A 25,218-nucleotide genomic window follows, 5' to 3' on the forward strand; every position below is an offset into this window, starting at 1 on the left:
GGAAAGGCCGTGAGCGGTCCGGCGGCGATCGAGGCGGTGGACGTCTCCCGGACGTACCAGCTCGACGGTGTCTCCGTGCCGGCGCTGCGCGGCGTCTCGCTGACCGTGGCGCCGGGGGACTACGTGGCCGTGGTCGGGCCGTCCGGCTCCGGCAAGTCGACCCTGATGCACCTGCTCGGCGGGCTGGACCAGCCCACCGGCGGTCGGCTGGTGATCGGCGGTCGGGACGTCGGCGCCCTCTCCGCGCCGGAGCTGGCCACCCTGCGCAACGAGACCATCGGCTTCGTCTTCCAGGCGTTCCACCTGCTGCCGCGGACGTCGGCGGTGGACAACGTGGCGCTGCCGCTGGTCTACCGCGGCGTCGGGGCCCGGCAGCGGCGCGCGCGGGCGGCCGCGATGCTCGGCCGGGTCGGCCTGGGGCACCGGCTGGACCACCGCCCCAACCAGCTCTCCGGTGGCGAGCAGCAGCGGGTGGCGATCGCCCGGGCGTTGGTCACCGATCCGACGGTGCTGCTCGCCGACGAGCCGACCGGCAACCTGGACACGGTGACCGGCCAGGCGGTGCTGGCCCTGCTGGAGCAGCTCAACGCCGAGTCCGGGGTGGCGCTGGTGATGGTGACCCACGACAACGAGGTGGCGGCCCGGGCCCGGCGGCGGATCGCGATGCGCGACGGGGTGGTGGTGTCGGACAGCGTCTCGACCGTTCATGATCGACCGGCGTCCGGGCCCGTGGCGGCACCTGACACACTGGTGGCCGCTCCCAGCGCGGAGCCCCGGTCCGCGTCCGGAAGCGGCCCGGGGCACCCGTCCGGTGGCTCCGGCGGCGCCGCCGGAGCCACCGGACGCCTTCCGCGCGATCCGGCGGGCGACCGGCGTACCCCCGAAGGGGCTGGACCGGGATCCGAGGTGGACGCCGCCGACCGGCCGGGACCGGACGCGGACCCTGCGGCCGGACCGCGACCCGGGGCGGACGCTGCGGCCCGGGGCACCTCCGGAGTGGACGCGGCCGGGACGGGCCGGGCGGGCGACGAGCGGGCCGGCGGGGCGTCGTGAGGCTCGCCGAGGCGTGGCGGGTGGCGCTGGACGCGCTGCGGGCCAACCGGATGCGCAGCGCGCTGACCATGCTCGGCGTGATCATCGGGGTGGCGTCCGTGGTGCTGCTGGTCGCCATCGGCACCGGTACGAAGCAGAAGGTCGAACAGCAGGTCGAAGGGCTCGGCTCCAACCTGCTGCTGGTGGTCCCCGGCCGGATCGACGTGGGCACCGCGCCAGTGGTCTCCCCGCTGACCCTCTCCGACGTCGACGCGGTCTCCCGGGTGGTCGGCGACCCCAGCCGGGTCGCGGTCACCATCGCCTCCGGCGCGACGGCCCGCGCCGGCAACCGCTCCGACTTCACGACCGTGCAGGGAGTGCTGGAGACCACCCCGACGGTCTTCACCCGCTCGCTGGCCCGGGGCCGCTACCTGACCGGCGCGGACGTGGACACCAGCCGCCGGGTGGCGGTGCTCGGCGACTCGGTGGCCCGCGCGCTCTTTCCCGACCGGGATCCGCTCGGCCAGCAGGTCGCGCTCGCCGGCGTCCGGTTCCGGGTGATCGGGGTGTTCGCGCCGCTCGGGCAGAGCCTCGGCGTCGACCGGGACGACGAGGTGCACGTGCCGGTCACCGCGGCCCAGCGACTCTGGGGCACCCAGCGGGTGGACGGCATCGCGGTCAAGGCCCCGGACCGGGAGCGGATCGGCGAGCTGGGCGACCGGATCGTCGCCGAGCTGTCCCGCCGGCACCCGGACACCGAGTTCAGCGCGGTCACCCAGCAGCAGATCCTCGGCGTGCTCGGCGACATCCTCGGGGTGCTCACCGGCGTGCTCGCCGCCATCGCCGGCATCTCGCTGCTCGTCGGCGGGGTGGGCGTCTCCAACATCATGCTGGTCTCGGTGCGCGAACGGACCCGGGAGATCGGCCTGCGCAAGGCCGTCGGCGCGCGCCCCCGCGACATCGGGGTGCAGTTCCTGCTGGAGGCGGTGCTGCTCACCGCGATCGGCGGGCTGACCGGGATGGCGCTCGGCGTGGGCACCGCGCTGCTGGTGGACGCCTTGTCGCCGATCCCGGCCGCGATCACCTGGTGGTCGCTGGCGCTGGCGTTCGGGGTGTCGGCGGCGGTGGGCATCGTCTTCGGGGTGGTGCCGGCGCAGCGGGCCGGCCGGCTCGACCCGGTGGTCGCGCTGCGCGCCGAGTGAGCCCACCCGGTCGGCGGCGCGGGCCTCGCGCGACGGGTGCCCGCCACCGGTCCCGGGAACGGGACGCTGAGCGCAGGCGGGGGCGAAACGGCAGGTCACGGTCGGGTGAACGACGGTCGGCGCATGATCAGTTGTACGAAGGGATCGCGCCGGTCACAGCGGCCCCGCTACCGTACTGGTAACACGCGCGTTGCCGGCCCGGACGGAAGCTCCGGTCGCTCGGTACGCGCCGGGCATGGGATGGGTCGGGTGAGCCATGGCCGGGTCGCAGTCCGACGGTCGGCTGTCGGATGTCAAGTTCCTCACCGTCGCCGAGGTGGCGTCGGTCATGCGGGTGTCCAAGATGACGGTCTACCGCCTGGTGCACAGCGGTGAACTCACCGCGGTCCGGGTCGGCCGGTCGTTCCGGGTGCCGGAGCACGCGGTGCACGACTATCTCCGGGGCGCGTTTCAGGAAACCGCCTGACCCGTCGCCGGGCGGTGCGCCGACTGCGACGTAACGGGCATCGACGGGGGCGCGTTGGTCCTGCTGACGCACTCCGGCTACCCTGGAGCCGATCGTGACCCTCGCCGGTGAGCCCCGACGCCACCAGGCTGGTCCGGTCCGTTGTCCGCAAGCGGTCACCGGCGCCACCGACGTGGCGCCGCTCGTCCGCCCCGCACGTTTGCATTGAAAGGCTGTCGTATGGGCTCGGTGGTCAAGAAGCGCCGCAAGCGCATGGCTAAGAAGAAGCACCGCAAGCTGCTGCGCAAGACCCGCGTCCAGCGTCGCCGTCTCGGTAAGTGACCGGGGCCGGGCCACGGCCCGGCTTCCGGCACCACTTGCCAACTGTCGACCCTCGGAGGCTCAGGTGATCAGGCCGCGGACGTCCCGGCTCGGTCCCGTCTGCCGGTCAGGGCGTACGAGATGACCCCCGGTGGCACCTCAGGTGCTCCGGGGGTCGTCGTCGTGACCGGGGTCGGCCGCTATCTCGGCGCGCACGTCGCCGCCCGGCTCGCCGCCGACCCGCGCATCGAGCGGGTCATCGGCGTCGACCCGGCCACCCCCGGCCCCGAGTTCACCGACCTGCTCGACCGGGTCGAGCGGGTCCGGCTCGACCTCGGCTCGCTCGGCGGGCTCCTCGTCGACCTGGACGTCGACGCCGTGGTGCACCTCGCCCTGGTCAGCTCGCCCGACCCCCAGCACGGCGGCCGGGCGGCGATGAAAGAGCAGAACGTCATCGGCACCATGCAGCTGCTCGCCGCCTGCCAGCGGGCGCCGCGGCTGCGCAAGCTGGTGGTCCGCTCCTCCACGGCCGCGTACGGCGCGTCCTTCCGCGACCCGGCGGTCTTCACCGAGGAGACCGAGCCGCGCGAGGTGCCGCGCGGCGGTTTCGGCCGCGACATCCTCGACATCGAGGGGTACGTCCGCGGCTTCCGCCGCCGCCGTCCCGACGTGACCGCGACCGTGCTGCGCTTCGCGCCGTTCATCGGCTCCACCGCCGACACCACGCTCACCCGCTACTTCTCCCAGCCGGTGGTGCCCACCGTCTTCGGGCGCGACCCGCGGTTGCAGTTCGTGCACTTCGACGACGCCCTGGAGGTGCTGCACCGGTCCATCGCCGAGGAGCACCCGGGCACCTACAACGTCGCCGGGCCGGGGGTGCTCTCGCTCTCCCAGGCGATCCGCCGGGCCGGTCGGGTCGCCGTGCCGGTGCTGGAGCCGGGCCTGTCCGGGGCCGCCGCGCTCGCCCGCAACCTCGGCTTCGGCCGCTACGGCCTCGACCAGGTCGACCTCTTCGTGCACGGCCGGGTGGTCGACACCAGCCGGCTGGAGCGGGAGTACGGCTTCACCCCGCGCTCCACCGCCGCCGCGTTCGACGACTTCATCCGGGCCCACCACGGCGGCGTGGTGCTCACCCGCAACACCCTGGCTACCGCCGAGCAGCTCGTGCTGGAGAGCATCCGCCAGGTCCGGTCGGCCGTCCGGGAGCGCTCGTGAGCCGGTCCGAGGAGCGGCCCGACGGCCGGTACGACGTACCGCTGACCGTGGCCGGGCCGGACGTTCAGCCGGCGCGAAGCAACGGGCACCGGCGCACCACAGCCGCCGCCGCCCCGGAGCCGGCGGCCCTGGCCGAGCCGGACACCTCAGCCACCGATGAGCGGGTCCCGTCCGCCCGGGCGGGCGCGACCTCGTCCACCGGCAACGAGCCGGACGCCGGGACCGACGAGCTGAACACCAGGGCCGACGAGCCGGCGACCGGGGCGCGGGACCGGGCCACCCAGGGCGACGAGGCCGGGCGGATGCCGGCGGACCCGCCGGGCGGGGCGGCGGTGCCGGACCGGCCGGGGGATCACTGGGACCGCAAGGTCGCCGCCGGCCTGGCCTTCCTGCGCCGGCGGCTCTCCGGCGAGTACGAGGTCGACGAGTTCGGTTTCGACCCGGACCTGACCGACTCGGTCTTCCACCCGCTGCTGCGCCTGCTCTACCGGGACTGGTTCCGCACCGAGGTCTCCGGCCTGGAGAACGTGCCCGCCGACGGGGCGGGCCTGGTCGTCGGCAACCACTCCGGCACGGTGGCCCTGGACGCACTGATCCTCGCCACCGCCCTGCACGACCAGCACCCGGCGCGCCGCTACCTGCGGCTGCTCGGCGCCGACCTGGTGTTCCGGATGCCGGTGGTCTCCGAGATCGCCCGCAAGACCGGCGGCACGGTCGCCTGCAACCCGGACGCGGAGCGGCTGCTCGGCAACGGTGAACTGGTCGGCGTCTTCCCCGAGGGCTTCAAGGGCATCGGCAAGCTCTACTCCGACCGTTACAAGCTGCAACGCTTCGGTCGGGGCGGTTTCGTCTCGGCGGCGCTGCGCACCGGCACCCCGATCGTGCCGGTCGCCATCGTCGGCGGCGAGGAGATCTACCCGATGCTCGCCGACATCAAGCCGCTCGCCCGGCTGCTGAAGCTCCCGTACTTCCCGATCACGCCGACGTTCCCGTGGCTCGGGCCGCTGGGCATGGTGCCGCTGCCGAGCAAGTGGCTGATCGAGTTCTGCCCGCCGATCCCGACGGCGCACCTCACCGACTCCGCCGACGACCCGCTGGTCGTGTTCAACCTCGCCGACCAGGTCCGCGAAACGATCCAGCAGACCCTGCACAACCTCCTGGAACGCCGCCCCGACCCCTTCGGCCCCTGACCCACCCCTCGACCGTCGCGCCCCTCCTGCCGAGGCGCACGTACCGAGAAAGCGTGGCTATTCCTCCGCGAATAGCCACGCTTTCTCGCTACGAGTGGGCGCTTCGTGGTGGGGTCAGGGGGTGCGGCGGCGGCGGTGCAGGGCCAGGCCGGCGCTGACCGCGCCGGCGAGCAGGCCGGCGGCGGCGGTGGACGGTACGGCGATCTTGACCGCCCGCCGCCCGGTGCGGAAGTCCCGCACCTCCCAGCCCCGCTCGCGGGCCTGCCGCAGCAGCGTCCCGTCCGGGTTGATCGCGACCGCCCGCCCGACGGCGGTGAGCATCGGCAGGTCGTTGGCGGAGTCGCTGTAGGCGGCGCAGCGCGTCAGGTCCAGCCCCTCGACCGCGGCGAGCTGGGCGACCGCCTCCGCCTTGGCCGGCCCGTGCATCAGGTCGCCGACCAGCCGCCCCGTGTACGCGCCGTCGACCACCTCGGCCACCGTGCCGACCGCACCGGTCAGGCCGAGTCGGGTGGCGATCACCCGGCCGATCTCCACCGGGGCGGCACTGACCAGCCACACCCGCTCGCCGGCGTCGAGGTGCCGCTGAGCGAGCCGGCGGGTACCGGCCCAGATGCGCGGGGCCATCAGCTCGTCGAAGATCTCCTCGGCGAGGCGCTCGATCTCGTCCACCCGCCAGCCCTCGATGAAGGCCAGGGCGGCCTCCTTGGCCTGCGACATGTCGACGGCGTTCTCGGTGGCCAGCAGCCGGAACCGGGCCTGCTGCCAGGCGAACCGGGCCAGGTCGCCGGTGGTGAAGTACTTGCGGGCGGCCAGCCCACGGGCGAACCAGTAGATCGAGGCGCCCTGCATCATCGTGTTGTCCACGTCGAAGAAGGCCGCGGCGGTGGGGTCCGGCTCAGCGGGGACGGGCCGGTCGAGCTCGGCGTCGGCCCAGCCGGCGGTGTGCCCGTGGACGTCGGTGCTGACCGTGACCTTGCGGGTGCGGGCCATCCGACCTCCCTCCGTACGACGACCGCTGCACCCCTGAGCGTAGTCGGGGGTCGGTTACGGACGGCCGTCCGAAGGTGGAACTGTGGCGTGAACGGCTCTGCCGCTCAGCGGTCGCTCGGGCAGGTCGCCGGGGCGGGGCCGAGCGCGTCGCTGCCGACCGGCGCGGGCAGGCCGCAGGCGATGGCGGCGCGCAGCGCGTCGGAGCGCTTGCGGATGGCGTCCAGCAGGGCCAGCGAACGGCGGGTCCGGTCCCGCTCGGCGCGGCTGGCCCCGTCGAGCAGCCCACCGACCGCCTTGCGCTGCCCGGCCACGAAGGTGTTCACCGCATCCAGCCCGGCCGGGTCGGAGCGGTGGGCGGCGGCGGTGGTGAGCAGCCGTACGCCCTGGCGGGTGTCGGCGTCCATGTCGTCCAGCACCGCGCTGAACCCGGCCAGGTCGCCGCGGAGCATGCCGGCCTCGTCCAGCCGGGTACGGGCGAAGTCGAGGAAGAGCTGGCCCCGGCTGAGGTCGGAGCTGGTCAGGGCGAGCTGGGCGCGTTCGGTGGAGCGCTTCATGCCGTACAGCGCGTCGCCGGGGACCGCGTCCTCGCTGGCGGCGGAGATGCCCGACACGGCGACGGCGCCGGCGGCGATGCCGACCAGGATGGCGCCCCGGGCGCGGATCTGGCGGGCGGTCACCGCGCCCAGCAGCGAGCCACGCGAAGTCACCTCGGTCGGGCGGGCGGGTGTGGTCGCGGTCGCCGCGCCCATGCCCTCCCGCTCCGCGGTCGCCACCAGCATGGCCCGGAGCCCGGCGCGGAACTCCGCGTCGACCTCGACGTCCGGCCGCGCGGCGACGAGTCGCTGACCGACCGCCACCAGGGCGGTGAGCCGGTCGTCGGCACGGGACCGGACATGGTGACGCCGGCCGCCGTTCGCCTCGTCGACAAGCTGGGCGAAACGTGCGGCCCGACGACGGGAGAAGAGGTCACTGTCCACCGCAGGCACCCCCTCTCGCTGGTCACGGCCGCCTCGGCCGCGGTGGTTCCCAGCGACCGGCGGCGGCGTACACCGACGGACGAAGGTGTTGGCCGGCCGCGCTGCTCCGGACCGGGTGGTCCGGGGGCGCCGGGGCAACCACCGGTCGCACCCGGAGAAACGGTCCGCGACGGGCACGGGTTACGGGCCGGCCGCTGCCGAAATCACGAAGAGTGATCGTCGTCGCAGGGGCTCAGGGCTGGAAACCGTCCGGGAGCAGGCGGGCCAGGGCGCGGACGGCGCGATATTGCAATGCCTTGATCGCGCCCTCGTTCTTGCCCATCGCGCGGGCCGTCTCGGCAACTGAGAAACCCTGGAGGAAGCGGAGCACGATGCACTCCTGCTGCTCCGGGTTGAGCTGCTTGACGGCGGTGAGCAGCGCGACGTTGGTGATGTGCTCGACCACCGCCGCCTCGGGGCTGCCCTCCGGGCCCCGGTCCTCCCGGTCGGCGTCGAGCACGTCGCCGGTGGTGACCTCCAGCCGGTAGCGGCCGGACTTGAAGTGGTCCGCCACCAGGTTGCGGGCGATGGTGACCAGCCAGGCGCCGAGGTCGCGGCCCTGCCAGGTGAAGCTGCCGATCCGCTTGAGGGCCCGCAGGAAGGTGTCCGAGGTGAGGTCCTCGGCCAGTTGGCGGTTGCCGACCCGGAAGTAGACGAAGCGGAAGACGGTGTCGACGTACCGGTCGTAGATCAGGCCGAACGCCTCGGCCTCGCCGGCCTGCGCGCGCTCCACCAGCGCCCAGACCTCGGTGGCCGGGTCGGACGGGTCGGGCCGGCTGGGGAACCCGGTCGCCGGCGTCGTGGCCGCCGGCACCGCGGGCAGCACGGCGGTGTCGGCGGCGGGCACGGCCGGCAGCACGGCGGTCTCGGCGCCGGACGGGTCGGTCACCGCCGGCGGCTCGCCGACCCGCCGGCTCTGCGCCGGCATGGTCGGGCGGGCCGGCGACGCGACCCGGCCGCCGGCCGACTTCGCGTTCCCACCGGGTACGGCGGGCCGGGCCGGGGCCTCGTTGTGCCGGTTGCGCCGCTCGGAGCCGTGCCCCGGATCCAGCCGCTCGTTGGGCGACGTGCGGGGTGTCGGGCCGGTCAGGCCGGCGGGCCGCTCCGCATAGCCGAAGGTGGTCACCGCGCCTCCCCGGTCCGCGCGCCGGCCGGCCGGGCGGTGCGGCGACGGATCGCCGCAGCGTCCGGTCCGCCCCGGGCGGGCAGGGTCGCACAGGGGTGTGCCGACGTGCGGCAGATCCCCCTGAGGTGCTGGTCCAATGCGCTCACAGGCACGGGGGCCTCCTCGGGCTGAGGGGTGTCGACTCACGGCAAATGGGGTGAGCCGACCCGAGTGATGATAGGGCCAACGTCACCCGCGCGTGGCAAGTCCGTTACACAGGGCCAAAGTATTTCCCGCCCCGTCGCACAGATGGCGGACCAGTTGTCCGTCGTGTGCGGTTGACTTTCACGTCGCGCCTTGATCCCGAGTGGAAAGTCCAGGTCGGAGCGGAAGTGAACCGCCTTCGGCGTGTCGGCGTGTCGCCGGAAGGGCGGCGTGCCCCCGGCGCAAGCATGGTCCCTCCGGGACTGCTGTGCCAGACTCAGCGACCGTGCAGGACGCCACCGACAGCTCCGCGCCCGACCTCGCCGACCGGCTTCGCCGGGCGGCCGCCGACCACGGCGACCGACCGGCGCTGCACTGGCGCGAGCAGACCCTGACCTGGTCCGAACTGGACGCCCGGGTGAGCGCCGTGGCCCGGGCCCTGGCCGCCGCCGGGCCGGCCGCGCCGACCGACCCGCCGGCGCGGGTGGCGATCGCGTTGCCGAACACGCCGGACTTCGTGGTCGCCTACCTCGCCACGCTGCGCGCCGGGCTGGTCGCGGTGCCGGTCAACCCCGGCCTCACCGCCCGCGAGCTGCGGCACGTGCTCGCCGACTCCGGCGCGACGCTGCTCTGCGGCACCGAGGCCGTCCGGGACCGGGTGGCCGGTCTCGAGCTGCCGGCGCTCGCCGCCGTGCACACCACCCTGCCCGAGGAGGCGGGGGAACCGCCGGCGCGAGCCAGCGGCGACCTCGCGGTGCTGCTCTACACCTCGGGCACCGAGGGGCAGCCCAAGGGCGCGATGCTGCCGCACCGGGCGCTGGCCGCCAACCAGGACCAGGTGGGCCGGATCTCCCCGCCGGTGGTCGGGCCCGGGGACACCGTGCTGCTCGCGCTGCCGCTGTTCCACGCGTACGGGTTGAACACGGGGCTGGGCGCGGTGATCCACCACGGCGCTACCGGAGTGCTGGTCGACGAGCTCGGCCCCGGCTGCGCGCTCGACGAGATCGCCCGGCACCGGGTCAGCGTGCTGGTCGGCGTACCGTCGATGTTCCTGGCCTGGTCCACGGCGGACGCCGACGCGGTCGTCGCGGCGATGGCGTCGGTGCGGGTCGCGGTCTGCGGCGCGGCGCCGCTGGACCCGGCCGCCGCGGCGCGCTTCACCGAGGTCACCGGGCATCCGGTGCACGTCGGGTACGGCCTGACCGAGACCGCGCCGGTGCTCACCACCACCCTGGTCGGCGGCGAGCCGAAGCCCGGCTCGATCGGCCGGCCGCTGCCCGGCGTCGAGCTGCGCCTGGTCGGCGGCGACGGGACCGACCTGTGGCGCGACGGCGTCGCCGAGCCGGACGACGACCCCGACGACGAACCGTGGCTCGCCGACTCCGCGCCCGGCACCGACCCCGGCCAGATCGTGGTCCGCGGGGCGAACCTGTTCGCCGGCTACTGGCCGGACGGCCGGGGCGGCCCGGACGCGGACGGCTGGTGGGCCACCGGCGACGTCGCCTACGCCGACGACGACGGCGACCTCTTCCTGGTCGACCGGCTGGGCGAGCTGATCCTGGTCAACGGCTTCAACGTCTACCCGCGCGAGGTCGAGCTGGTGCTCGAGGCGCACCCGGGGGTGGTCGGCTCGGCCGTCCTGGGTGTGCCGCACCCGCGTACGGGTGAGACTGTGCGGGCGTACGTGGTGCCGGCGCCGGGGCGTCCGGTCACCGGCGAGGAACTGCTCGCCCACTGCGCGCGTAACCTGGCCCGGTTCAAGTGCCCGACCGCCGTCGAGTTCGTCGACGAACTGCCGTACTCGGTGATCGGGAAGGTACGCAAGACCCAGCTGCGGTCGGCGCCGTCCCCGGCGACGCCGCCCCGGCCCCGACGCACGGAGGTCCCCGATGTCCAGTGACGCCCGGCTCACCCTGATCACCCGGCCCGGCTGCCACCTCTGCGAGGACGCCAAGGCCGCGCTGGACCGGGTGGTGGCGGTCACCGGCGACAAGTGGGTGGAGAAGGACGTCACCGGCGATGTCGAGCTGGAGCGGGACTACGGGGACCGGCTGCCGGTGGTGCTGCTCGACGGCAAGGAGCACGGCTACTGGCGGGTCGAGGAGGATCGGCTGCTGCGGGACCTGACCACGCCGCAGCTCTGAGGTGGCCCTTAGGCTGCTGCGATGACCCCTGCGCGCGACCACCTGGTGTGGGACTGGAACGGCACCCTGCTCAACGACCTCAGCCTGGTGGTGCAGGCCACCAACGTGGCCTTCGCCAGCGCCGGCGGCCCGTCGGTGACCGTCGACGAGCACCGGGTGCGGTTCCGCCGGCCGATCGTCGACTACTACGCCGAGATGCTGGGGCGGGCGATCGACGCGGAGGCGTTCGGCGCGCTCGACCGGATCTTCCACGACGCGTACCGGGCCGGGCTGACCAGCTGCGCGCTGGCCGACGACGCGCCGGCGGCGATCGCCGCCTGGCCGGGCAGCCAGTCGCTGCTGTCGATGTGGTTCCACGACGAGCTGGTGCCGACCGTGCACACCTACGGCCTGACCCCGCACTTCGCCCGGGTGGACGGGCTGCGCGCCACGGTCGGCGGCGGCCACAAGGCGGAGTGGCTGGAGAAGCACCTGGCCGAGCTGGGGCTGGCCGGCGAGTCGGTGGTGCTGATCGGCGATTCGGTCGACGACGCGCACGCCGCCGAGAGCGTCGGCGCCCGCTGCGTCCTCTACACCGGCGGCCTCTCCGACCCCGCCGCCCTGCGCGCCACCCCCCACCCCGTCGCCGACACCCTCACCGAAGCGGTGACCCTCGCCACCCACCTCCCCTGATCCTGGCCCCGCCGCCGGTGGGGTCAGGCGCGGAGGTGGGCGAGGACGGCCAGGACCCGGCGGTGGTGGTCGGTGTCCGGGGGCAGGTGGAGCTTGGTGAAGATGTTGCGGACGTGCTTCTCCACCGCGCCGTCCGTGACCACCAGGGACTTCGCGATGGCGGCGTTGGAACGGCCCTCGGCCATCAGCGCCAGCACCTCCCGCTCGCGCGGGGTCAGCTCGCCCAGCGGGTCGTCCCGACGGCGCCGGACCAGCAGTTGGCCGACCACCTCCGGGTCGAGCACGGTGCCGCCGGCGGCCACCCGGGCCAGCGCGTCGAGGAACTCGTCGATCGCGGCCACCCGCTCCTTGAGCAGGTAGCCGATCCCGCCGCCGCCCCCGCCCGCGGTGGACAGCAGGTCGTCGGCGTACGACACCTCGACGTACTGGGAGAGCACCAGGATCGGCGTACGGGGGACCAGCTCGCGGGCCCGGACGGCCGCGCGCAGCCCTTCGTCGGTGTGGGTGGGTGGCATCCGCACGTCCACGATCGAGACGTCCGGCCGGTGCGCCACCACCGCCTCCACCAGCGCCTCACCGTCCCCGACGGCGGCCACCACCTCGTGTCCCTGCTCGGTGAGCAGCCGGACCAGGCCCTCCCGGAGCAGTACGGCGTCGTCGGCGATCAGTACTCGCATGTCGCGGTGTCTACCACGTCCGGGCGGGTGCCGGGGTCACAGCGGCAGCACGGCCCGTACGACGGTCGGGCCGCCGACCGGGCTGTCCACCCGGAGCACGCCGCCGGCGGCGCGTACCCGGTCGGCGATGCCGGCGAGGCCGTGTCCCTTCGCCACGTGCGCACCGCCGGCCCCGTCGTCACTGACGGTGACGTCGAGCTGGTCGTCGTGGCGCTGCACGGTCACCGCGCAGCCGGTCGCGCCGCTGTGCTTGGCCACGTTGGTCAGCGCCTCGGCGACCACGAAGTAGGCGGTGCTCTCCACCAGCGGGTCGAGCCGGCCCTTCGGGTTGCCCAGCCGGTCGTCGAGGGTCAGGTCGACCGGCACCAGGCTGCGGCCGGCCAGGGCGGCCACCGCGCTGGGCAGGCCCCGGTCGACCAGCACCGGCGGCGCGATGCCCCGGGAGAGCGCCCGCAGCTCGGCCAGGGTGTCCCGGGTCTGGGCGATCGCCTCGTCCAGGGTGCGGGCGGCGGCCTGCGGGTCGGTGGCGAGCTGCTGTCGGGCCCGGCTCAGGTCCATCGCCAGCCGGACCAGTCGCTGCTGGGGGCCGTCGTGGATGTCCCGTTCCAGCCGGCGCAGCGCCGCCGCCTCGGCCGACACCGCCGCCCGCTTCTGCTCCTCCAGCACGGTGATCCGGTCACGCATCTCGGCCACGCCGGTGAGCAGGCCGCGCGCGAAGCCGGCCTGGAGCAGCGCGCAGCCGCGGACCACGATCGGCAGGGTGAGCAGGAAGATCAGGCCGATCGCGGTGTTCAGGCCGATCCGGGCCACCGGCCCGTCGCCGAGACCGAGCAGGTCGGCCAGGCTGCGGTCGTCCGGGCCGTAGGGGAGGGCCCAGTCGTACGCGGGGTAGAGGGTGCCGGCGAGCGCGACGACCCACCAGGCGACGGTGATGGCGAACGTGACGACCGCCACTACGGACCGGGCGATGCCGTGCGCCAGGTCGAGCCAGGACTGCCCGTCCCGGATCGGGGTGAAGATCCGCCGCCAGGGGCCGGCCGCCGGTGGCGGGGTCAGGTAGCGGGGGCGGATCCGGGGCATCCGGAGCACCGTGGGCAGCCGCAGCCGCTCCACGTCGGCCAGGCCGCGCGCGGTGTAGAGCGTGCCGGTCATGATCGGCACGCCCACCACCAGCACCGCCAGCCCGACGCCGAGCGCGAGGCCGGCCGTCAGCACCACCAGGCCGAACAGCGCCAGGGGGAGGCCGAGCAGGACGTACCCGGTGTCGCGCATCAGCTGGCGGCTCACGCTCGGTACCGGCGTGACCGCGGTGGCGGTGGTCATGCTCCGAGGCTAGGGACGCCAGGCCCGGAATGCCCATCCGGCGGGCTGCCCCGTTCCGGGTCGGGTTGGCCCTACCCCCGGCCGGCACCGCACGCCGGGCCCGGCCGGCCGCGCCGGGTGGGACCGGCTCCGGCGCAGGTGAGGGGTACGCCACGGGCCCGCCGCACGTTGTGTGATTGGTCAGAGAAGTCGGGATTGAGCAATAATCGCCGAGCGGCGCCGGCCAAGGCCGCCGGATCGATCTTGCGGAATGGAGGGCCTGGTGGAGGGGCGTCGCGAGTCAGCAAGATCGCGATTTGTGCACGTCTTCACAAGCGCCTACTCTGTAGTTCCGACGCGCCCCGCTAGCACGGCCGACACTCTCGGCCGCGAGCGGGGGTCCCGAAATGGCCGGGCACCGGAGCTGGCCGAGGATCGCACCGCACGGAGTCTCATGAGTCAGCACCGTCACCCTGGCGCGCCCGGCCGCGCCGGTGCCGTACCGGCGCTCCCGGATCTTCCGGAGGCGACCGTCGCGCGGCTCCCCGAGTACCTCCGCGCGCTGCACAACCTCGCCGAGAGCGGTCACGAGACCGTCTCCAGCGAGGGGCTGGCCGGCGCCGCCGGGGTCAACTCGGCCAAGCTCCGCAAGGACCTCTCCCACCTCGGCTCGTACGGCACCCGGGGTGTCGGCTACGACGTCACGCTGCTGATCGAACAGATCGAGTACGTGCTCGGGCTCACCCAGTGCCGGGCCGTCGCCCTGGTCGGAGTGGGTAATCTCGGTCACGCCCTGGCCGGCTACGACGGCTTCGCCAGCCGTGGCTTCCGGATCGCCGCCCTCTTGGATGCCGATCGCGCCCGGGTCGGCGAGGTGATCAACGGCCTGGTCGTGCAGCACGTCGACGACCTGGCCCGGGTGGCCGCCGAGGAGTTGATCTCGATCGGCGTGATCGCCACCCCGGCCTCGGCCGCCCAGCCGGTCGCCGACCAGCTCGTCGCCGTCGGCGTGACGAGCATCCTGAACTTCGCGCCGTGCGTACTCTCGGTGCCGGAGGGGGTCGACGTGCGCAAGGTCGACCTCGCCATCGAGCTGCAGATCCTGTCCTTCCACGAGCACCGCAAGGCGTCGCTGACCGCGCTCCCCGCCACCGGCGGGTCCGCCCTCACCGCTCTGCCCGGCGGGCTCGCGGCCACCGACACCCAGGAGGCGATCGGCACGTGAAACTGCTCGTCGTCGGCGCGTCCTACCGCACCGCCCCCGTCGCCACCCTGGAACAGCTGGCGGTCGCCCCCGCCGACCTCACCCGCACGCTGGACCGCCTGGTCGCCCAGCCGTACGTCGCCGAGGCGGTGCTGGTCTCCACCTGCAACCGGGTGGAGGTCTACGCCGCCGTGTCCGGTTTCCACGGCGGCCTCGGCGACATCTGCGCCGTCCTCGCCGAGCAGGCCGGCGCCCCGCCGGCGGCGCTGGCCAGCCACCTCTACGTGCACTACGACGCCGCCGCCGTCGACCACGTCTTCCGGGTCGCCGCCGGGCTCGACTCGATGGTGGTCGGCGAGGCGCAGATCCTCGGCCAGCTGCGCGACGCGTACCACTGGGCGACCGGGGCCGACTCGGCCGGGCGGCTGCTGCACGAGCTGATGCAGCAGGCGCTGCGGGTGGGCAAGCGGGCGCACGCCGAGACGAACATCGACCGCGCCGGGCAGAGCGTGGTCACCGCCGCGCTGGACCTGGCCGCCGATCACCTCGACAGCGACCTCTCCGGCCGCCCCGCCATGGTGGTCGGCGCGGGCGCGATGGGCGCGCTGGGCGTGGCGACGCTGTCCCGGCTGGGCGCCGGGCCGCTCACCGTCACCAACCGCGGGGCCGACCGGGCGGTACGCCTGGCCGAGTCGTACGGGGCGAACGCCGTGCCGATGGCCGAGCTCGTCGACGCGCTCTCCACGGTGGACATCGTGGTGGCCGCCACCGCGGCCACCGAACCGGTCCTCACCCTCGACCGGGTCACCCGGGCGCTGGCCCGCCGCGACGCCGAGCGAGGCCCGCTGGTCCTGCTCGACCTGGCCGTGCCGCGCGACGTCGAGCCCGGGGTGGCCGACCTGCCCGGCGTCGAGGTGATCGACATCGACCGGATGGCCGCGCTGCTCGCCGACGGTCCGGCCGCCGCCGACGCCGCCGAGGTCGCCCGGATCGTCGCGGGCGAGGTCGAGTCGTTCCTGAGCTGGCTGCGCGGGGCCGACGTGGCGCCCACCGTGGCCGCGCTGCGGGGCCGCGCCGACGACGTGGTCACCGCCGAGCTGCGCCGGCTCGCCCAGCGCCGCCCCGACCTCGACGACGACCAGCGCGCCGAGGTCGCCCGGACGGTGCACCGGGTGGTGCAGCGGCTGCTGCACCAGCCCACCGTGCGGGTCCGCCAGCTCGCCGCCGAGCCCGGCGGCGACCAGTACGCCGCCCTGCTGCGGGAGCTGTTCGACCTCCAGGTGCCGCAGACCTCGCCGGTCGACACCGTTCCCGACGTCGTCGAGAACGCCGACGGCCGGCCCTCCTTCGACGTCGTCGACGTCCCGCCCACCGGAGGTGAGCGATGAGCACGCCCCTGCGCCTCGGTACCCGGGGCAGCGCCCTGGCGATGGCCCAGTCCGGCCACGTCGCCGAGGCCCTGACCGCGGCCACCGGCCGCGAGGTCGAGCTGGTCGAGGTGGTCACCGCCGGTGACCGCTCGTCGGCCCCGGTGCACCGGCTCGGCGTCGGAGTCTTCGTCTCCGCCCTGCGCGACGCGCTGACCGCCGGCGTCATCGACCTCGCGGTGCACTCGTACAAGGACCTGCCCACCGCCGCGGCGGCCGGGCTGCACATCGCGGCGGTGCCGCCCCGGCAGGACCCGCGCGACGCGCTGGTCGCCACGGGCGGTCGTACCCTCGCCGAGCTGCCGCCGGGCGCCGTGGTCGGCACCGGCGCGCTGCGCCGGATCGCCCAACTGCACGCCCTCGGGCTGCAGCTGGAGGTCACCCCGATCCGGGGCAACGTGGACAGCCGCCTGCGGCGGGTGCTCGGCCCGGAGGCCGACCTCGACGCCGTCGTCCTGGCCCGGGCCGGCCTGGCCCGGCTGGGCCGGACCGACGTGATCACCGAAACGCTCGACCCGATGCTGATGCTGCCTGCGCCCGCCCAGGGCGCGCTGGCGGTGGAGTGCCGGGCCGACGACCAGGACCTGGTCGAGCTGCTCGCGGTGCTCGACCACGCACCGTCCCGGGCCGCGGTCACCGCGGAGCGGGCGTTCCTGGCCACCCTGGAGGCCGGATGCTCCGCTCCGGTCGCCGCCTACGCCGAACTCGCCGAGGGCGACGCCGGTGATGAGATCTACCTGCGCGGGGCGGTGATCAGCCCGGACGGTACCCGAGACCTCCGGCTGTCCCGCACCGGTACGCCCGCCGACGCGGCGGAGATCGGCAAGGCACTCGCCGCCGAACTCCTCGAACTCGGCGCCGACTCGATCCTCGGCCACGAAGGACACACCGGCCCGGGGACCCAGCAATTTGGGAGCACAGAATGACCCGCACCCGTAAGCCCGTAGGCCGGATCGCGTTCGTCGGGGCCGGCCCCGGCGACCCGGGCCTGCTGACCCGCCGGGCGCACGACGCCCTGGTCGACGCCGACCAGGTGGTGTACGACCGGGGGGTCCCCGAGTCGCTGCTCGACGCCGTCCGCGCCCAGGCCAGGTCCGACGCCCAGTTCACGCCCGCCGAGGGTGTGCCGGGCGACGTGGCCAAGGTGCTCATCTCCGCCGCCCGTTCCGGGCTGAACGCGGTGCACCTGGTCGCCGGTGACCCGTTCGGCCACGACTCGGTGGTCAAGGAGGTGCAGGCGGTGGCGCGTACCGCCGCGCACTTCGAGGTGGTCCCGGGGGTCGGCCAGGCCGAGGGTGTCGCCACGTACGCCGGTGTGCCGCTGCCGGGCGTGCGCACCGCCGCCGACGTCGAGGACGTCAGCACGCTGGACTTCGACGCGCTGGCCGCGGCCGTCGGCCGGGGCTCGCTGGCCCTCGCGGTCGACGCGGGCGACCTCGCCGCCATCCGGGACGGCCTGCTGGCCGCCGGGGTGGACGGCACCACCGGCGTCGGGGTGACCGGCGACGGCACCGGCGAGACGCAGTACACCACCACGTCGACCGTCGACTCCTTCGTCGCGGCGGCGCTCGGCTTCACCGGCCGGGTCGTGCTCACCGTCGGTGAGGGCGTCGCCCAGCGCGACAAGCTGAGCTGGTGGGAGAACCGGCCGCTGTACGGCTGGAAGGTGCTGGTGCCCCGCACCAAGGAGCAGGCCGGTGCGATGAGCGCCCGGCTGCGCGCGTACGGGGCGATCCCGTGCGAGGTGCCGACGATCGCGGTCGAGCCGCCGCGCACCCCGGCCCAGATGGAGCGGGCGGTCAAGGGCCTGGTCGACGGCCGCTACGCCTGGGTGATCTTCACCTCGGTCAACGCCGTCCGGGCGGTCTGGGAGAAGTTCGCCGAGCACGGCCTGGACGCCCGCCACTTCGGCGGCGTCAAGATCGCCTGCATCGGCGAGGCGACCGCCGACGCGGTGCGCGCCTTCGGCATCCAGCCGGAGCTGGTCCCGTCCGGCGAGCAGTCCTCCGAGGGGCTGCTGGCCGAGTTCTCGCCGCACGACGAGATCCTCGACCCGGTGGGCCGGGTGCTGCTGCCGCGCGCCGACATCGCCACCGAGACGCTCGCCGCCGGGCTCACCGAGCGCGGCTGGGAGGTCGACGACGTGACCGCGTACCGGACCGTCCGGGCCGCCCCGCCGCCCGCCGAGATCCGGGACGCGATCAAGTCGGGCGGGTTCGACGCGGTGCTCTTCACCTCGTCCTCCACCGTCCGGAACCTGGTCGGTATCGCCGGGAAGCCGCACGCGCGTACCGTTGTTGCAGTTATCGGGCCCAAGACGGCGGAGACGGCGACGGAGTTCGGCCTGCGGGTCGACGTGCAGCCTGCGCACGCCTCGGTGCCCGACCTGGTGGAGGCGCTCGCCGCCTACGCCGTCGAGTTGCGCGAGAAGCTGGCCGCCATGCCGGCCAAGCAGCGCCGCGGCTCGAAGGTGCAGGGGCCGACCGCTCTGAGGTTCCGCTGACAGGAGGCTGTCGTGCCGTACCCCGAGATCCGGCCCCGCCGGCTGCGCCGTAACGCGGCCGTGCGGCGGCTGGTCTCCGAGACCCGCGTCGACCCGGCCGAGCTGGTCGTGCCGATGTTCGTCAAGGAGGGGCTGACCGAGCCACGGGCCGTCGCGTCGCTCCCGGGGGTGCTCCAGCACTCCCGGGACTCGCTGCGCAAGGCCGCCGTCGAGGCGGTCCAGGCCGGGGTGGGCGGGATCATGCTCTTCGGGGTGCCGGCGTCGCGGGACGCGACCGGCTCCGGCGGCATCGACCCGGACGGCATCCTCAACGTGGCCATCCGGGACGTCGTCTCCGAGGTGGGTGACGCCACCGTGGTGATGAGCGACCTCTGCCTGGACGAGTTCACCTCGCACGGGCACTGCGGGCTGCTCACCCCGGACGGCGGCGTCGACAACGACGCCACCCTGGCCGCGTACGCCGAGATGGCGGTGGCCCAGGCCGCCGCCGGGGTCGGCGTGGTCGGGCCGTCCGGGATGATGGACGGCCAGGTCGGCGTGGTCCGCCGGGCCCTCGACGCCGCCGGTCACCAGGATGTCGCGGTGCTGGCGTACGCGGTGAAGTACGCCTCGGCCTTCTACGGTCCGTTCCGCGACGCCGTCGAGTCGGCGCTGGAGGGCGACCGCCGCACCTACCAGCAGGACCCGGCCAACCTGCGGGAGTCGCTGCGCGAGGTCGAGCTGGACGTCGCCGAGGGCGCCGACATGGTGATGGTCAAGCCGGCACTGCCCTACCTCGACGTGGTCGCGGCGGTCCGGGCCGCGGTGGACGTCCCGGTCGCCGCCTACCAGGTCTCCGGCGAGTACGCGATGGTCGAGGCGGCCGCCGCGAACGGCTGGATCGACCGGGAGCGGGTGATCCTGGAGACGCTCACCTCGATCCGCCGGGCCGGCGCGCAGATCATCCTCACCTACTGGGCGGTCGAGGCCGCCCAGCTGCTCCGCGAGCGTTACTGACCGCCAGCGCGTCATCCCCCTGGTCCGCGACATCCCGTGGTCCGCGTCGTCTGCTGGGCGGCTGCGGCACGCCGCCCATTTTCTCGCCGGTCGTTGCCGCCTCCCCCGGGCCAGCGTCATCACTGTCCGTATCTTCCGCCCCCCGGCAGCTCACCCCTCACTTTCCCTTTGCTCTGCTGCCCTGGAGGCGACGCACACACTCGGTCGCCGTCGCCGATAGGGCAGCAGAGCAAAGCGCCGGGAGGGGTGGGGTGGGGGTGTGGGTGAGGCGGGGGGTTCGGGCTGTTCAGGGGGCCGCCCTGCGGTCGAGGCTTCACGCGGGTCTGCCGCAGGACTCAGCCGGCCATCACTCACCGTTGTCCTCGACGATCCGGTGGGTCCGGTGACCGAGCGCTACTGAGCGCGGTGCGGCGCGCAGCGGAGGTTCTCCACAGGGCCGTCGGTTGTCCACAGGACAGTGCAACGGGGGTGGTGGCGGAGTCCGGGCAGCCGCGACGGTGACGCCATGAGTGAGGTGATCCCCACCGACCAGCCCGTCGGGGAGGCCGACGGCGACGGCGACCAGCCCGGTGGCCGGCCCGGCGGCGATACCGAGGGGTGCGGCGGACAGCCGACCTTCCTCAGCAAGCCGTTCGACCTGCCCTGGCCGGCCGCCGGCATCGTGCGCGCCGTTCGGCGTCGTGCCGACGCGAGCCAGCGGGAGTTGGCCCGCTGGGCGGAGGTGCACCACGGCACCATCGGCAAGATCGAGGCGGGGACGCTGATCCCGAGCGTCGCCCTGCTACGTCGCATCATCGCGGCCGCCGGCTTCCGGCTCGCGGTCGTCGACGAGTTCGGCCGGGTGCTCCAGCCGATGCGGGACCGCGAGGACACCCGCGACGGCGCGGAGCGGCGCTACCCCTCCCACCTGGACACCATTCTCGACCCGGAGACCGGCGAGTGGTGGGCCGACATTTACGGGCTGGCGCGTCCCCCGGAGACCTTCCACCGCAACCGGGCGGTGCGGGACGCCATGCGTCGGCGCAGCCAGTGGGAGGTGCGGGTGGCGAAGTACCGCGGTGACCCGCCCCCGCCCCGGATCCGCCCCGACTGGTGACGGCCCGCCGGCCAGGCGCAGGCCTGGCCGACGGGCCGTCGGGACAGCAGGAACCTCAGTCGTCGTTCGTGATGGTGCCCACCGCCAGCGGATCGGCCAGCCGCAGGTTCAGCGGGCCGGCGACCGCGAACGCGATCTTCTCGTTCGCCTCGACCTTCCGGTCACCCCGGACGGTCACCGGGAAGGCCAGCGAGGTCTGCCCGGCGGGCAGGACCCGGCAGCCGACGTACGGGTCGAAGTCCGAACCGGCCGAGGCGGTCAGGCCGACCGCGGCGGCGCAGAGCGTCGTCGGCGCCGACAGCGGGCGGGAGACGGTGACCTGGAAGGTCAGGGTGCTGTCACCCTTGTCGCCCTCGGCCACCGACGCGTCGGCCACCCGCAGCGACGGCTGCGCGCGGAACCGGGCGACCGACGGGTCGTGGTCGCTGGCGCCACGCGACCCGTCGCCGCTGACGTCGGACGGCCAGTCGGCGTTGACGTGCGCCGTCCGCACCTGCACCAGGTCGGCGTGGAGCGCGTCGTTGACGAAGATGCTGTCCAGCGTCTGCGCCTGCCCGCTGAAGTTGTACGAGTACGCCGCCGCCGGCACGTCCGCGACCAGGTCGTCCCAGAGGTTGTGCAGGCCGGCCTCGTAGAGCGGGGCGAGCTGGTCCGACGGGGTCGGGTTCGCCGCGGTGGCGATCGGGTCGTCCGGGCGGGGGAAGACGTTCATGTCGCCGCCGTAGACCACCCGGGCGTGCGGGTCCGACTCCTCGATCGCGGTGACGATCGCGGCACCGTACGTCGCCTGCTCGGTCCGCTGCCCGACCCTGGTGTCCGGGCCGGACGAGTAGTGGTTGCTCAGCGCGTACAGCAGGTAGGACTCCGAGCCGTCCGGCGTCGCCCTCACCACGAACTTGCCCAGCTGGGGGGCGCGGGTGAAGACGTTGTCGCCGTCCTTGCCCGTCGAGGTGTCCGTGTCGGCGGGCAGCTGCGCGTTGAGCGCCTTCGGGTTCTGCACGTCCGCGTTGGACGGCAGCCCCGCCGACCGGTACTCCACCGTCGGCGTGGCGCCGAGCAGCGGGTCGGTGGCGGTCGCCTCGGCCAGCGAGAGCCGGTCGGTGCGGTAGAGGAACGCGGAGGTGATGCCCCGGGCGTCCGCGCCGGTCCGGTCGTACGCGGCGACGTAGGCCGGGCCACCGGCGGCCGCGATCGTCAGCGCCAGGTCCTGGAGGGTGTCCGGAGCGCCGTCGGCGTCGTTGGTGTCGCCGCAGACCAACTCGGTGCCGGAGACCGTGCAGATGTCCTGGTCCTCGGCCTCCTGCACCAGGATCAGGTCCGGGGAGTGCAGGTCGGTGCGGATCTGGTCGGCGAGCGCGGCCAGGTGCTCCCGGTAGTCGGCCTCGTCGGCCGGCACGTAGTCGAACGGCGGCCGGACCCCGGTGCAGCCAGGGTTGCCGGTGAAGTCGCAGCCGTCGAACGGGTCGTCCCGGAAGTCGTACAGGTTCTCCACGTTGTAGGTCGAGACGGCGACCTCACGGTTGCGGTCGGCCGGCTGCGGCGGGTTGTTCGCCGACGGGTCGGCGCCCGCGGTGAGGGAGAGCGTCTCCGGCTGCACGGTGAACTTGCTGAAGCCGTAGGAGACCGCGCCGAACGCGTCCGTGGCGAGGGTGTCGAAGGTGCGGGCCGGCGGCAGCAGCGTGGCCGAGCCGCCGGCCGTGGCCTTGACCCCGCCCGCGCCCAGCAGGACGCGCTGGTTGTTGCCGTTGTCGAAGAGGGTGCCCGGGATGTCGTCCAGCGGGTGGGCGTCCCGGAACACCCGCCGGGCGTACGGGTCGGTCCGCTTCATGATCGGGTCCTCGCGGTCCACCACGTAGATCTCGGAGTCGGCGGTGGAGGCGAAGATGTGGCGCGGGGCGGACACCCCGCTGCCCGAGCGGACCCGCATCCGGGTGCCCTCGTGCCGCTCCCAGAACCGATTCGCGTCGGCCGCCTCGGCCGGCGGGACCGCGTCGTCCACCGCGACGGCGGTGTTCACGTCCAGGCCGGAGTCCAGCTTGCGCACCAGCGAGGCGCCGGAAAGCTGGGTCTGGTTGAAGAACTCCGACACCCGGCCACGCAGCACCACCTCGTCGCCGACGGTCGGCGCGTAGCCGCCGATCAGCGTGGTGAACGAGCCCGTGAAGACGAAGAGGCCGTCGGAGGTGAGCGGGTCGCCGTCCTCGGCGCCCGTACGGCTCTGCAGGTAGAAGCCGTACTGGTCGGCGCCGGCCGAGGTGCGGGTGAGCGACTTCTGCGTGATCACGCCGCGCACGTCGTACAGCGTGGAGCTGGTGCCGTTGCCGCTGGCCGGGGCGAGCGGGGAGCGGTCCGTGTGGCCGTTCTCGTCGTCCCGGGTCGGGCCCTGCACCTCGCCCACCGCCAGCACGGTGGTGGCCTGCACGGTCAGGGTGCAGGTGGCGGTGCCGCCCTCGGCGTCGGTGGCGGTCAGGGTCACCGCGTACGCCCCGGCGGGCAGGCCGGTCACGGTGACCGTGGCGGTGGCGGTGCCGCCGCCGGCGGTGGCCGGCGTGAAGGCCGTCCGGCTGATCGAGCCGGTGGCCGGCGTCGGGTTCACCGAGGTGACGGCGAGATCGGTGACCGTGTCGTCCGCGTCCGTGGCGGTGACCTGGCGGGTGGCGGTCGCGCCGGCCTCCAGGGTCAGCGCGCCGCCGCAGTTCAGCGTGGCCGGCTGGTCCACCGGGCCGCCGCCGTCCACGGTGTGCGCGCCCAGACCGTCGAAGGTGTCGGTCGGCAGGCCCGTCCACTGGGCGGCCGGGTCGAACGCGTCGGACGGGTCGGTGTCCCCGATGGAGACCGACGGCAGCCGCCGCAGCGTGTTGTCGGCGGTGCTGGTCAGCCCGCTGCCCCACTCGGTACCGGGGTCGACGCCGACCTGGCCGATCGAGTCGAGCACCGCGCCGGCCTTGCGCAGCACGATCGCGTCGTCCCCGTTGAACAGCGACGCGCCGGTGGTCTGGTCGGCCTGGGCGAGGACCGCCGGGGCGGCCGAGGAGGCGGCGAAGACGAAGGCGTCGCCGGCGGCGACGGTGCCGCTCAGCGCGACGTTCGTCGGCGTGGTCGAGCCGTTGAAGTAGAGCTGGAGCTGGTAGCCGCCGGCGGTGAGGTCGACCGGGGAGCCGGTGCCGTTGAACAGCTCGATCGCCTTGTTGTTCGACGAGCCTTCGACGTACTCGGAGATGAACAGGTCGGTGGGCGCGGCGATGGCCGCGGTGGGTGCGACGCCGATGACCGGAAGGGTGACGGCGGCGGCGGTTGCGAGCGCGGCGTATCTGCGGCGCGGGCGCATAAGGCCTCCACGATGGGTGGACGGGAACTAACGCACGTTAAGTGTCGTTGCTGTCCGCCGTCCATCCCCCGCGGGGGGCGGTGTGGTGAACTCGCGGTCAGCGGGCGGCGTCGAGTCGGTGCACCAGCTCGGCGACGTCCACGCTGTATTCGCACCACTCCCGGTCGGGGCGGTAGCCCAGCTCGGCGTTCACCTTGAGCATCGCCTCGTTGGCCTGGGCGTTCCAGGTCTGCACCTCGGCCAGCGTCGGCTCGGCCGAGCGCAGCTCCAGCAGCATCCGGGCCTTGATCGCCCGGTCGATGCCGTAGCCGCGGTGGTCCTGCACCACGATCGTGTCGTACTGGTCGGCCCGGGTGGGGTGCTGCGCCGGCACCACCACTTCGGTCAGCCCGGCGACCTCGCCGCTGTGCTCGTGCAGGGCCAGCACGATGTACGGCTTCATGCCCCGCCGGTGCAGCGTGTCCAGGCTGTCCCGCAGCCGCTGCGGGTCGTACGAGCTGGGGCGCAGCTCGCCGTCGTCGACGTCGCGCACCTCGGCCTTGGCCCGCGCGTACGCCTCGATCAGGTCGTCCGGCGGGCCGCCCGGGCAGAACTCCAGGTGGTAGCCGGCGCCGATCCCGGTGGCCATCTCGGCCAGCGCCGGCCAGTCCACCGCGCCGAGGTCGAGCACGCTGCGGGTCTCGACGTACTCCCGGGTGAAGCCGAGCGACTCGTAGAAGGCGATCGCCGGCGTGTCACCGACCACCTCGACGCCGATCGACTGGAAGCCCTCCTGGTAGACCCGGCGGGCGGCGAGCAGGACCAGCTCACGACCCAGCCCGGTACGCCGGACGTCGGGGTGCACCAGCACCTCCAGCACGCCGATGTCGCCGAGCAGCAGCACGTGCACGTGGCCGAGGATCGGGCCGGGCCCGCCGTCCGGCCCGGGCTCCGCCTGAGCGACCCAGGAGATCCGCCGCTCACCCGGCATCACCTCGGAGAGGTATTCCCGCAGGGAACTCTCCCGCCAGGGCGGATCCTGCGGGAGATCCGCCGCCAGGACCGCGTTCAGCGTGTCCAGCACGGACGCGACCTCGTCGGACGACGCGGTCCGGGGATCCCACTCGCGCACCATCACCCGTCTAGCTTGCCGTCATCGGCTGCCGGGGG

The 25,218-nt window shown here is 74.1% G+C and carries 21 protein-coding genes and 1 pseudogene; 15 read left to right on the forward strand and 7 right to left on the reverse strand.

Features of this window, described 5'->3' with window-relative positions; translation table 11 throughout:
* Positions 1–9: 9 nt before the first annotated feature.
* From ACTMTB_RS02045 to ACTMTB_RS02070, 6 genes and pseudogenes are all read left to right on the forward strand, one after another.
* Positions 10–846, forward strand: a pseudogene (locus ACTMTB_RS02045) (ABC transporter ATP-binding protein); the annotation flags it as partial.
* 203 nt (positions 847–1,049) lie between these two features.
* The gene (locus tag ACTMTB_RS02050) at positions 1,050–2,234 is read left to right on the forward strand and encodes an ABC transporter permease (RefSeq protein ID WP_350799861.1); all 1,185 of its coding nucleotides are present in this window, start codon (positions 1,050–1,052) and stop codon (positions 2,232–2,234) included.
* Between the two features lie 256 nt (positions 2,235–2,490).
* Entirely contained in the window at positions 2,491–2,700 is a 210-nt protein-coding gene (locus ACTMTB_RS02055) for a helix-turn-helix domain-containing protein (RefSeq protein ID WP_088960133.1), read from the forward strand.
* A gap of 219 nt (positions 2,701–2,919) precedes the next feature.
* Entirely contained in the window at positions 2,920–3,021 is a 102-nt protein-coding gene (locus ACTMTB_RS02060; protein WP_007465623.1) for a 30S ribosomal protein bS22, read from the forward strand.
* 120 nt (positions 3,022–3,141) lie between these two features.
* Positions 3,142–4,215, forward strand: a complete 1,074-nt coding sequence (locus tag ACTMTB_RS02065) for an NAD-dependent epimerase/dehydratase family protein (RefSeq protein ID WP_334571303.1) — start codon at positions 3,142–3,144, stop codon at positions 4,213–4,215.
* A gap of 302 nt (positions 4,216–4,517) precedes the next feature.
* Complete coding sequence (locus ACTMTB_RS02070; protein ID WP_441142613.1) at positions 4,518–5,405, forward strand: lysophospholipid acyltransferase family protein; 888 nt, start codon at positions 4,518–4,520, stop codon at positions 5,403–5,405.
* Positions 5,406–5,519: 114 nt separating this feature from the next.
* Here the strand turns inward: ACTMTB_RS02070 and ACTMTB_RS02075 are convergent, their stop codons facing one another.
* From ACTMTB_RS02075 to ACTMTB_RS02085, 3 genes are all read right to left on the reverse strand, one after another.
* Positions 5,520–6,395 carry an HAD family hydrolase gene (locus tag ACTMTB_RS02075; RefSeq protein ID WP_441142226.1) on the reverse strand — a complete coding sequence of 292 codons (876 nt, stop codon included), beginning with the start codon at positions 6,393–6,395 and terminating at the stop codon, positions 5,520–5,522.
* A gap of 104 nt (positions 6,396–6,499) precedes the next feature.
* Complete coding sequence (locus ACTMTB_RS02080) at positions 6,500–7,372, reverse strand: DUF5667 domain-containing protein (protein WP_441142227.1); 873 nt, start codon at positions 7,370–7,372, stop codon at positions 6,500–6,502.
* A 232-nt stretch (positions 7,373–7,604) separates the two neighbouring features.
* The gene (locus tag ACTMTB_RS02085) at positions 7,605–8,537 is read right to left on the reverse strand and encodes an ECF subfamily RNA polymerase sigma factor, BldN family (RefSeq protein ID WP_441142228.1); all 933 of its coding nucleotides are present in this window, start codon (positions 8,535–8,537) and stop codon (positions 7,605–7,607) included.
* A 469-nt stretch (positions 8,538–9,006) separates the two neighbouring features.
* On the opposite strand from ACTMTB_RS02085, the gene ACTMTB_RS02090 reads away from it, so the two are divergent.
* Genes ACTMTB_RS02090 through ACTMTB_RS02100 form a run of 3 tightly spaced genes read left to right on the forward strand, consistent with a single transcriptional unit; the run spans position 9,007 to position 11,536 of the window.
* Positions 9,007–10,620, forward strand: coding sequence for an AMP-binding protein (locus ACTMTB_RS02090; RefSeq protein WP_441142229.1), 1,614 nt, complete (start codon positions 9,007–9,009; stop codon positions 10,618–10,620).
* On the forward strand, positions 10,610–10,864 hold the full coding sequence (locus ACTMTB_RS02095; RefSeq protein WP_088960139.1) for a glutaredoxin family protein: 255 nt from the start codon (positions 10,610–10,612) through the stop codon (positions 10,862–10,864). Before ACTMTB_RS02090 ends, ACTMTB_RS02095 begins: the two co-directional genes overlap by 11 nt.
* A gap of 21 nt (positions 10,865–10,885) precedes the next feature.
* Positions 10,886–11,536, forward strand: coding sequence for an HAD family hydrolase (locus ACTMTB_RS02100; protein ID WP_441142230.1), 651 nt, complete (start codon positions 10,886–10,888; stop codon positions 11,534–11,536).
* Between the two features lie 23 nt (positions 11,537–11,559).
* On the opposite strand, the gene ACTMTB_RS02105 is transcribed toward ACTMTB_RS02100, so the two are convergent.
* The gene (locus ACTMTB_RS02105) at positions 11,560–12,213 is read right to left on the reverse strand and encodes a response regulator (protein ID WP_088960141.1); all 654 of its coding nucleotides are present in this window, start codon (positions 12,211–12,213) and stop codon (positions 11,560–11,562) included.
* A gap of 36 nt (positions 12,214–12,249) precedes the next feature.
* Positions 12,250–13,536 carry a sensor histidine kinase gene (locus tag ACTMTB_RS02110; RefSeq protein WP_441142231.1) on the reverse strand — a complete coding sequence of 429 codons (1,287 nt, stop codon included), beginning with the start codon at positions 13,534–13,536 and terminating at the stop codon, positions 12,250–12,252.
* A 433-nt stretch (positions 13,537–13,969) separates the two neighbouring features.
* Between ACTMTB_RS02110 and ACTMTB_RS02115 the strand changes: the two genes are divergently transcribed.
* The 6 genes from ACTMTB_RS02115 (at position 13,970) to ACTMTB_RS02140 (ending at position 20,741) form a co-directional block, all read left to right on the forward strand.
* Positions 13,970–14,740 carry a redox-sensing transcriptional repressor Rex gene (locus ACTMTB_RS02115; protein WP_441142232.1) on the forward strand — a complete coding sequence of 257 codons (771 nt, stop codon included), beginning with the start codon at positions 13,970–13,972 and terminating at the stop codon, positions 14,738–14,740.
* Positions 14,737–16,107, forward strand: a complete 1,371-nt coding sequence (locus ACTMTB_RS02120; protein WP_441142233.1) for a glutamyl-tRNA reductase — start codon at positions 14,737–14,739, stop codon at positions 16,105–16,107. Before ACTMTB_RS02115 ends, ACTMTB_RS02120 begins: the two co-directional genes overlap by 4 nt.
* On the forward strand, positions 16,104–17,072 hold the full coding sequence (gene hemC / locus ACTMTB_RS02125; RefSeq protein WP_441142234.1) for a hydroxymethylbilane synthase: 969 nt from the start codon (positions 16,104–16,106) through the stop codon (positions 17,070–17,072). Before ACTMTB_RS02120 ends, hemC begins: the two co-directional genes overlap by 4 nt.
* Entirely contained in the window at positions 17,069–18,649 is a 1,581-nt protein-coding gene (locus ACTMTB_RS02130) for a uroporphyrinogen-III synthase (RefSeq protein WP_441142235.1), read from the forward strand. The genes hemC and ACTMTB_RS02130 overlap by 4 nt, the downstream gene beginning before the upstream one ends.
* A gap of 12 nt (positions 18,650–18,661) precedes the next feature.
* Positions 18,662–19,645 carry a porphobilinogen synthase gene (gene hemB, locus ACTMTB_RS02135; protein ID WP_280839407.1) on the forward strand — a complete coding sequence of 328 codons (984 nt, stop codon included), beginning with the start codon at positions 18,662–18,664 and terminating at the stop codon, positions 19,643–19,645.
* A gap of 505 nt (positions 19,646–20,150) precedes the next feature.
* On the forward strand, positions 20,151–20,741 hold the full coding sequence (locus ACTMTB_RS02140) for a helix-turn-helix transcriptional regulator (RefSeq protein ID WP_441142236.1): 591 nt from the start codon (positions 20,151–20,153) through the stop codon (positions 20,739–20,741).
* Between the two features lie 55 nt (positions 20,742–20,796).
* Here the strand turns inward: ACTMTB_RS02140 and ACTMTB_RS02145 are convergent, their stop codons facing one another.
* Together ACTMTB_RS02145 and ACTMTB_RS02150 are read right to left on the reverse strand one after the other, a co-directional pair.
* On the reverse strand, positions 20,797–24,069 hold the full coding sequence (locus ACTMTB_RS02145) for a lamin tail domain-containing protein (protein WP_441142237.1): 3,273 nt from the start codon (positions 24,067–24,069) through the stop codon (positions 20,797–20,799).
* 97 nt (positions 24,070–24,166) lie between these two features.
* Complete coding sequence (locus tag ACTMTB_RS02150; protein ID WP_441142615.1) at positions 24,167–25,183, reverse strand: GNAT family N-acetyltransferase; 1,017 nt, start codon at positions 25,181–25,183, stop codon at positions 24,167–24,169.
* Between the last annotated feature and the right edge of the window lie 35 nt (positions 25,184–25,218).

It is taken from the genome of Micromonospora sp. L32, assembly GCF_052068055.1.
In the GTDB taxonomy this organism is placed as follows: domain Bacteria; phylum Actinomycetota; class Actinomycetes; order Mycobacteriales; family Micromonosporaceae; genus Micromonospora; species Micromonospora purpureochromogenes.